This is a genomic window from Streptomyces sp. NPDC054849 (assembly GCF_053610945.1).
This window is the reverse complement of sequence record NZ_JBSGZI010000118.1, coordinates 12,692-21,203: the sequence shown is the minus strand read 5'-3', so window position 1 is coordinate 21,203 and position 8,512 is coordinate 12,692. Positions and strand designations below refer to the sequence as shown.

The following is an 8,512-nucleotide window of genomic DNA, read 5'->3' as shown; positions in this document are numbered from 1 at the left end:
CTAAAACGGCGCCCCCGCAGGCTGCCCCTCAGGGCTGTGCTCCACAGCGGCGACAGCCGCATCCCGCGCTGCCTCCCACTCCTGCACAGCCTGTCGCCGAACGAATTCGGCCTTGATTCGGCACGACCCGCACAGCCCGAGCGTCAGGACCGGGCGTCCGCACGGAGCGCCGTCGTGGCCGGGACACGTACCGTCCTCGGTGCGTTCGGCGGGGGCGATCCCGGCCTCGTCGGCGGTCGCAGTGCAGACGGGACAGATCCCCTCGTGCCGGACGTGGCGGCCGCACCCGGTCGTGCAGGTCGGCCAGCCGGCGCACGCCGCGCACAGGTCGATCCCGTCCTCGGGGGGGCGCCCGCACTCCGCGCACTCGTATTGGGTCCGGTGCTCGTGAGCCTCGTCCACGGTGCGGCCCGCCACGGCGGTGCTGGAGTGATCGACCGGGGTGTAGGCCGGACCGCCCTGGGCGGGCACGGCGCCCCACGATGCCGTGGGACTCGGCACCGGACCGGCCGCAGCCTCACGCAGGCGCGCCGAGATGATCGCGCCGACCGTGCGCCGCATCGGCACCGGCAGCGGCCTCCCCGTGATCACCTGCCGGATGATTGAGGGCTTCCACCCGGCCTCCAGCATCCCCGTGACCACCAGCCCTTGGTCCGCCAGCGTCTGACCGGTCAACAGGTACTGCGGATCCCACGCCCCGATCTCCGCCAGCAGCAGCACACCCGGAGTCGGCGCCACCGGCGCGCACTCAGCCGGACCACCCTCACCCGAGACGGCCCCCATCGCTGGTGCGCAGTTGTCATTCAGCGGCGCGGCGTCAGCCGCAGCCGGTCCCCGGTCCCCGGGCTGCGGCTGCTCCTGGTCCTCGATGACACCGCCGCCCCCGTCCGTCCATCCATCCGTGCTCGCGCGCACGCCACTACCTACAGACACGGACGGACGGACGGAGGTGGCTGAGCGGGAGGACTGAGCGGAAGGACTGAACGGGAGTTCGCGATCTTGCAGGTCAGCCCCGGAATGCGGGTCAGAAATCTGACCAGGCGGGTCAGAAATCTGACCAGGCGGGTCAGAAATCTGACCCGCTCCACTGGGCGGGTCAGATTTCTGACCCGCGGTCTGGGCCTTCTTCTCTGCCCGCCGTGCGGCTTCCTGCGCGATCCGGTGCGCGCTCGCCTTCTGGGCTGCCTCGGCCGCCGGGGCCCGTACGGCGTCCAGAACCGCGAACGCGTTCCGGGGGCCGGCGTAGCCGCGCGGGGGCGAGTCATTGATCCGGATCCGCAGCGCGTCGCCGGAAGCCTTGATCCGCGAGGACGTCGTCAGCCGCCTGCCCTCCGGCGTCGTCACCAGCCCGACGGCCGTGAGCGCCCTGAGCAGGATCCGGATCCGGCCCGCGCTGGACGGCTGGGCCTTTTCCCCCCGCTTCACAGGCTTCTTGGGCAACAGGTGGCACAGCTCCATCAAGGTCAGCTTGCGCACCGGACCGTGCTTCTCGATCACCAGGGCCCGCATGATCCAGTACAGACGGACCGCCGAGTCGCTCAGCTCGGGGCACAGGGGAATCCAGTCCTTGAGGTTCGAGCTATACAGGCCCCCGTCTTCCGGGCCGTAGAGCTCTACCTCTTGGCTGTTGTCGTCTTCAGGCTCGGTGTCTCTAGCCGTTCCCACGGCGATCCTTTCCGGGCCTGCAAGCGAGATGACTGCGTGATCAGCGATCCACGCGGGTACACTCGCCGCAGACCTGTGCTAGGTCGGCCCGCCGTGTTTCCCCCGGGATTGCAGTCCCGGGACGGCGGGCCTTTTGACGTTCTAGTGCAGGTGACACTACGCCCCGTGAGGGACATGGCCGGTCAATTACCGATGCTGCGATCTAGCCTGCGGTGGTCGACGACGTGTCATGGCCCCTCCAGCGGCAGGTTGTCGTAACTGAGTTTGAGCCTGTCCGCAGGGGCGATGGCGCGCAGGACTTCGAGGGGCTGCCCACTTGCGTCGCGAGTGACGCGTTCGAGGGTGAGCACGAACACGCGTCCGCCAATGCGGAGCTGACTGGCTTCGGATTCCGTGGGCGCGCGGGCGCCGACGGTCTCGCTCGCAGTCACAGGGCGGTGTCCAGCCGCAGTTAGGGCGCCGTACACCCCCCCTGTCACCTTGCCGTTGCGGTCCAGGCCGGCGGCCTCTGCGATCGCGACCGGGTACCACGCCTGTTGGATTTGGACGACGTCGTCTGGGCGGATGAGTGCCTGTCGGACGCGGTAGACGAGTTCGTCCCCCTCCGCGAGATCGAGCAGTGCGGCGGTTTGGGGATCAGCAGGGACCCGCTCGACCGATACGAACTGCATGTCGCCGTCCAGGCCTTGTGCAGCCGTGGCCGTCTCCCATGGACCTTTGGTGCCCCCAGGTGCGATCACTTGGCCGTAGCGGCTGAGCGGCACGTGGACCGGCGTGCGGTTGCGGATGAGGGTGCCAGCCTTTCGTACGGGCACGACCAGGCCCTCGTCTGCCAGTACGCCGATGGCGCTGCGGATCGTCTGCCGTGCTGCTCCGTACTCATCCATCAGTTGCTCGATCGACGGCAACTTGCCGCCGGCGAACTCCTCAGTGTCGATGCGGCGGCGCAACTCCTCCGCTAGCTCGCGGTATCCCCGTCCGGCCATCCCTGCTCGCCTCCTTCCGTGCCTCGATGCGATCACCTTAAGGCTAGCCCTGTTGACAGTACGACTCCACACGGGCATTCTTCAATAGGGCTAGCCGATACGAAGAGTAAGCGTCTCGTAGCGGACCTGTCGTCGGGCATTCCTTTTGCCCTGCCACAGGGGCCCACGCAACACCTAGGCGCCGGTGCCCCCCGGAAACGGGGCTGACGGATGACCGCTCGTTCCTTAGAACTCCACAGTGGACTCACGGCAACTGCGACAAGCCGACCCTGCCAGCTGACACGCGCAGCACTTTCCCTCCCGCCCGTACGTAGGGCCGGAGCAAGCACGGCTGGTGAAAGGGCAGAGATCGCATCCCAACGCTTCGACGGTTCCGAGCCGTCGCCGTCCAGCACCCCACCTCGCGTGGTGGTGCCGGGCGGCGGTCTCTCGGCCAGCCGAGCAGATCGATCCGCAACGAAAGACGGCCTGCCGGATGGTGCTGCGAACACCGCCCGGCAGGCCTGAGACGTCACCCGTTCCTGACAGAGACAGGGAGGTGCGGTCCTGTGATGGATCGTAACGAGACCGACGTCCGGCGCCCGCAGGCGAGTCCCCTCGGCGGTGCGCGATGACGTACCAGCACGACGCGGCAGCGGCCGCGATCGCCAGGGCCAACGCGGCGGCCGCGGCGGCGGAGGCCGCCCGTGAGGCAGCCGACCGGCTCCGCCAGCAGATCGCGCAGCAGCGGGCGCAGTCGGGCGGCGCCCAATGAACCCCGAGTTTGCGGGACCCGCCCCGATCACGTCGCCCTGCTGCGGTGTGCCCGCTGATGAGTTCGCCGTCCCGATCCCGCACACCGACGACACGGCGGACGCGGCGATGTGCACCAGGTGCGGCGGCGTCTGGTCCCTCGACCCCGGCGCCGACCGGGCCTGTCCGGACTGCGGCGGCTCGGGCCGCCCCGGCAGCCGGCCCCCCTCGCTCCGCGCGCCGCGCGTCTCCTGCCACTGCGTGGCCTGACCGTCCCGCCCGGCGGGAGCGAGGACCAGATTCCCGCCCGCCGGACGCCACTTCGTACGCCGGGCCGCCCGCACGACGGGCGGCCCGGCTTCCAGCACGCCCCGGTCCGTGCAGGATCCCGGACCATGACCCGCGAGGAGAGCACGGATGAACGTGCCCGACGCCGACGAGCCCCAGGGCCCGCCGTTCCCCGTCCCGGACATCCAGACCTACGGCGACGCCTACAAGCTCAACGTTCAGACCGACAGCAGGGGCGCCGTCATCGTCGCCTACACCCGGGACGCCACGACCGGGGCCGTCACCCGGTCGCAGATCAGGATCGACCCGGCGGGATCCGCCTACATCCGGCGCCGCCTTGCCGGGGGATGACGTGCGCTTCTACGACCCTGACGGTGCCGAGTACGGCATCCCCACCTACCCCCGCAGGCTCGCCCCGGAAGGTCTGGCGACCCGTCGACAGCTTCGCTCCCGCGGCCTGCGCCCCGCCGGGCAGGACGTCGCAGCACAGATCCTCTGGCACGGCCGGCGCCCGCCCGGCGAGCGGACCCGCCCGGTGCGCGCCGCGTACCTGTACCGCATCGACCTGGCCGCGCCCGTGCGGCCGATGACGCCGGGCCGCTGGCGCGCGGTGCACGCGATGTTGCGGGCCCGCCGCACCTGCCCGCTGTGCCAGGTCACCCACGACTACGTGATCCCGACGTCCCTGGGCTGCTGCCCCGGGTGCGCCGACTACCCGGTCGCCCTCGCGGCCTGAACGGAGAACCCATGTCCAAGAAGACGCCGTGGGGGCGTCCTGATGTGTCCCCGCGGGTGCTCGTGCTCGCCGTCCTCGGAGCGATCACGCTCGGCGTGGCGCTGCTGTCTGTGGCCGTTAGCTACCAGATCCTTGTCCCCCGGTTCGGGGACTGGGCGGTGCCGACCGTGGCCGCGCTGGACGCCCTGTGGGTGGTGGTCCAGGCGACGGAGATCCTGGCGGGCAACAACCGCCAGCGTGGGCGCCGCGTGCAGATCGCGGGTTTGGTGCTGACCGTGGTCATCGCCGCGATTCCCACCGTGGACCTGGCCCTCACCTTGAGCCGCGCGCATGCCGACTTCGACCTGGCGGTGGTCATCGCCCCCACGGCGATCGTCCTGACCAAGGTCGCGTGGTGGGTGGTCCTCCCCGCCCTGGGGCGCGGCACGTCCGCCGGCACGCGGACGTCCATCGCGACCACGCGGCAGAGCGTTGCCGACCGTCTTGAGGAGATGGAGGCCACGGCCGCCGACCGCATCGAGCTTCTGCGCGTGGCGACCGACGTGCAGCAGAGGGTGGCCGAGGCCGAGACCGAGTTCCGTCTCGCCGCCCTGGCGGCGCAGCAGTCGATGACTGCTGCGCTGCACGCCCAGGCCGAGGCGACGGCCGCCACGATCGCTGACAACCCCCTGCCGGCCCTCGTCGCACGGATCGAACTGCCCGACCTGGACGGGGACTGGGTGTTGCCCGCGCTTGCTCTGCCCGTCACGCCCGCCGTCACGCCCGTCACGCAGGTCAGCGCCCTGCCGGGTGTGCGGCCCGTCACGGCCGTCACGCTCGCCGACCTCGCGGCCGTCACGGGTGTGACGACCCCCGAGCCAGGTGAGCCCCTGACGGACACGCAGCTTGGTGTGGTGCTGCGGCACCTGCGCTACAGCGAGGACCCGCCCCGCTCGTACCGGCAGGCCGCGGGCGAGATGCGCCGACGGGGCTTTGTCGGCAGCGAGGAGCGGATCCGGCCGATGTGGCGCGCGCTGATGACGCAGGAGCCGCGCCGACCCGGTGAGGAGTCGGAGTCGGAGTCGGAGGAGACCGCGGACGAGGCCGACGCCTCCCCCTGACCAACAGCCAGACCTCGGGCGGCCCTACGGCCGCCCATCCCACGTCCGGCACCACCGATGCAGCCCAGCTCCCGCACGACGGGGGCCGGGCTGTGTCGCGACTGCCGGAAGCAAACACGCAGTCGACCCGTGCAGACCTGGTGAGCCATCCGGCGCGCGGCTGTCGTTAGCAGTCGCAGACCCGCAGCGCAGAGCCGGGAAAGCAGGAAATCCCAAGACTCGAATGCGAGTTCGAGCTATGATCTTGATCCCAAAAACAGGGGGGAAATGGGCAAAATGGGAAAATCTGACAGCCGTGAGCCCGACGACGTCTATGCCCACACGGCCAGCGCAATCGGCCTCCTGGGCATGGTCTTAGCGGGCCTGACGGCAATCAAAATCGAGCTGGGCGTCCCGTGGCCCGTGGCGGTCATCCTCACCGTGGCGGCCCTCGTACTGGTCGGCTACGCGGCCTGGTGGGTCAAGACCAAAGTGACCCGCCTGTGGGCCAGAAAGCCGGCTGACGCGGCCCCGGCCGCAGCGTTGGCGCAGGAATCCCCCGCCGTGGCGGAGGAAGCCGCCGAGACACCGGTTGCGACGCACCCGGAGTTGACCGCGGCCCTGACCCGTACCGGAGCAATCGGCCGCGATGAGGTCATCCGGCTGGAGGACGTGCGTACCGAAGCACTGCTCCGTGCCGGGGGGACCCGGTACACGTTCCTGTTGCCCCCGAGCCGCACTCACGAACACGTTTCCAGGCAACTCGGGCCGATCGCGTCAATGCTCGGCGTGACCCGCCTGCACCTGAAACTCGAAACGTCCCGGAGTAATGAACGAGAGGTCAAGCTCCTCAAACTCGATCAGCCGCCTTTCAGCCGTACGTTCGCGCCGCCGACCCGCAAGGAAATCGAGGCATTTCCCGGGATTCCCCTGGGTCACGAAGTAACCGGCGATCTCGGCGGCGTGCCCACTCTCGACAAGGCCTCGCTGCTGGTCGCCGGTATGACGCAGATGGGTAAGACCACCCTGATCAATGGGCTGATCACCTGCTTGCTGATCGCGTATGGGGAATTCGAGCTCTATCTACTCGATGGAAAATTCTGCGGCCTGACCAGGTTTGAGAAAGTCTCCACCCGCTACGAATCCTCCGATGACCCGGCGGTTTTCGAGACGATGGTGGACGAACTGAACGACCGGTCCGAGGCGCGCTACGCGCAACTCAAGGATGCAGTTCGCGCACGAAAGCCTGCCCCCCGTTTCAAACCGGTCATCTTCATCGTGGATGAGGCTGCCGATTTCTTCGCCTCCGACGAGTCGAAGGAAGGGAAGGAGCAGGCACGGCGAATTGCGGAAAAGACGCGGTCTCTGGTCTCGAAATCTCTCGAATCCGGAATCTCGACAGTGCTCATGACACAGCGCCCGGCGCAGAACGCGATTCCTGTCATGGTTCGGGATCAGTTCCTCTACCGGATGTGCCTCTATGTGGCATCCGCAGGCACTGTAAAAGTCGCACTCGGTGACACTTACTTCGAAACGGTCGCACCGATCAATCCGGCCCTACTCGATCCAGATATCAAAGGCCAGGCGGTGCTTTTCGCCAACGGCCGCTCCACGCTGATCCGGGGATTCAACTTCTCCGACGAGTTCATCTGGAGCGTCGTTGACCAGGTAGAGGCTCGCCAGGAGAAGACGCTTCAAAAGGCGCCGGACACCCCGCTCACGCAGGCCATCGACATTATGCGGAGTAAGGGCATCGACTTCATGCCCACGGCTGACCTGGCACCGGCCGTCGGAATCACCGATACCAGGCCCGTACCGCGCGGAAAGGCCCTGTCGCAACTCCTCGGCGTCGCTCCAAGCAAGGACGACAAAGGCGTCGTCAGGGGCTATTGGCTGGCAGACCTGACCGCGGCGGCCAAGGCCTCGCAGTGACTCCGGCATCCGCCGGCGCACCCGCTGAGCACCCGCTGACGATCTGCTGCAACCCGTCTGCCGAACCGCTGGCAGACAGAAGCCCAGCGGATCACCAGCGGATCACCAGCGGATCATCAGCGGACACAGAAAGGCCCGCTGACCAGCCACAACAGCACACCAGCGAACGAAAGGGGGGAACGTGAGATCCGCCGCTGTAGGGGCCATCGGCGTGGGAGCGACCGCGGCCGTAATCCTGGCCGCGCTCGTTCAGGCCGCCGGCGACACACCCGCGGGACAGGCGCTCGGCCTGTCCGTGTCCGTACCCAGCCAATACAAACGCTTGATAGAGGACGCGGGGAAAACCTGCCCGGAGGTCACACCGAATCTGCTGGCCGCGCTTCTCCAAACAGAATCGGGATTCAAAGAGCGCGAGACCTCACCCGTCGGAGCCCAGGGAATCGCGCAGTTCATGCCGTCCACATGGGAGAGCAGTGGAATCGACGGCAACGGTGACGGCAAGCGTGACGTGTGGGACCCCGAGGACGCGATCCCCTCGGCAGCCAAATACCTCTGCGATATGGCTGAGGAAGTCGAAGACATTCCCGGCGACAAGCAGAGCAACATGCTCGCTGCTTACAACGCCGGATCAGGAGCCGTCCGCAAATACGGGGGAATTCCTCCCTACAAAGAGACGCAGGGTTACGTCCAGTCCATCAACGCAATCGCCAACAAACCGTCGTCCGGCGGGAAAACCATGACCGCCCAACAGGCCGCCACCGCCATCAATGCGGCAGACGATCACCTCGGACTGCCGTACTCATGGGGCGGAGGCACCCCGAGCGGTCCCAGCACGGGACAATGCTGCTCTCCTAACGGCAGTTCCGGGGGAAATATCGTCGGCTTTGACTGCTCAGGACTCGTCCTCTACGCCTACGCGCAAGCCGGAATAATGCTTCCCCGTACAGCGGCAGCGCAATATTCTGCCTCTGAGCCGGTGAATCGTGAAGAAATGCGGCCCGGGGATCTTGTCTTCTTCGGAAGTAGCCCGCAAGGCATTCACCACGTCGGCATCTATGTCGGGGGCGGCTACATGATCGAAGCTCCCCGGCCCG

General features: G+C 67.9%; 9 protein-coding genes. 7 read left to right on the top strand and 2 right to left on the bottom strand.

The window, feature by feature from the left end; all coding sequences use genetic code 11:
• Positions 1-1,665, bottom strand: a complete 1,665-nt coding sequence (locus tag ACWGIF_RS33415) for a hypothetical protein (protein ID WP_453503136.1) — start codon at positions 1,663-1,665, stop codon at positions 1-3.
• Between the two features lie 227 nt (positions 1,666-1,892).
• Positions 1,893-2,651 carry a GntR family transcriptional regulator gene (locus ACWGIF_RS33410; RefSeq protein WP_453503135.1) on the bottom strand — a complete coding sequence of 253 codons (759 nt, stop codon included), beginning with the start codon at positions 2,649-2,651 and terminating at the stop codon, positions 1,893-1,895.
• Between the two features lie 610 nt (positions 2,652-3,261).
• On the opposite strand from ACWGIF_RS33410, the gene ACWGIF_RS33405 reads away from it, so the two are divergent.
• From ACWGIF_RS33405 to ACWGIF_RS33375, 7 genes are all read left to right on the top strand, one after another.
• Positions 3,262-3,405, top strand: a complete 144-nt coding sequence (locus ACWGIF_RS33405) for a hypothetical protein (RefSeq protein ID WP_453503133.1) — start codon at positions 3,262-3,264, stop codon at positions 3,403-3,405.
• Between the two features lie 47 nt (positions 3,406-3,452).
• On the top strand, positions 3,453-3,653 hold the full coding sequence (locus tag ACWGIF_RS33400; protein WP_453503132.1) for a hypothetical protein: 201 nt from the start codon (positions 3,453-3,455) through the stop codon (positions 3,651-3,653).
• A 147-nt stretch (positions 3,654-3,800) separates the two neighbouring features.
• A complete protein-coding gene (locus ACWGIF_RS33395) occupies positions 3,801-4,022 on the top strand; it encodes a hypothetical protein (RefSeq protein WP_453503130.1) in 222 nt (73 codons plus the stop codon).
• A 1-nt stretch (position 4,023) separates the two neighbouring features.
• The gene (locus tag ACWGIF_RS33390; protein WP_453503128.1) at positions 4,024-4,407 is read left to right on the top strand and encodes an RRQRL motif-containing zinc-binding protein; all 384 of its coding nucleotides are present in this window, start codon (positions 4,024-4,026) and stop codon (positions 4,405-4,407) included.
• A gap of 11 nt (positions 4,408-4,418) precedes the next feature.
• Positions 4,419-5,507, top strand: coding sequence for a hypothetical protein (locus ACWGIF_RS33385; RefSeq protein WP_453503127.1), 1,089 nt, complete (start codon positions 4,419-4,421; stop codon positions 5,505-5,507).
• A 276-nt stretch (positions 5,508-5,783) separates the two neighbouring features.
• Positions 5,784-7,418: an FtsK/SpoIIIE domain-containing protein gene (locus ACWGIF_RS33380; protein ID WP_453503125.1), complete on the top strand. Its 1,635-nt coding sequence runs from the start codon at positions 5,784-5,786 to the stop codon at positions 7,416-7,418.
• A gap of 211 nt (positions 7,419-7,629) precedes the next feature.
• Positions 7,630-8,512: C40 family peptidase (locus ACWGIF_RS33375; RefSeq protein WP_453503123.1), on the top strand; the 883-nt coding region annotated here is incomplete at its 3' end.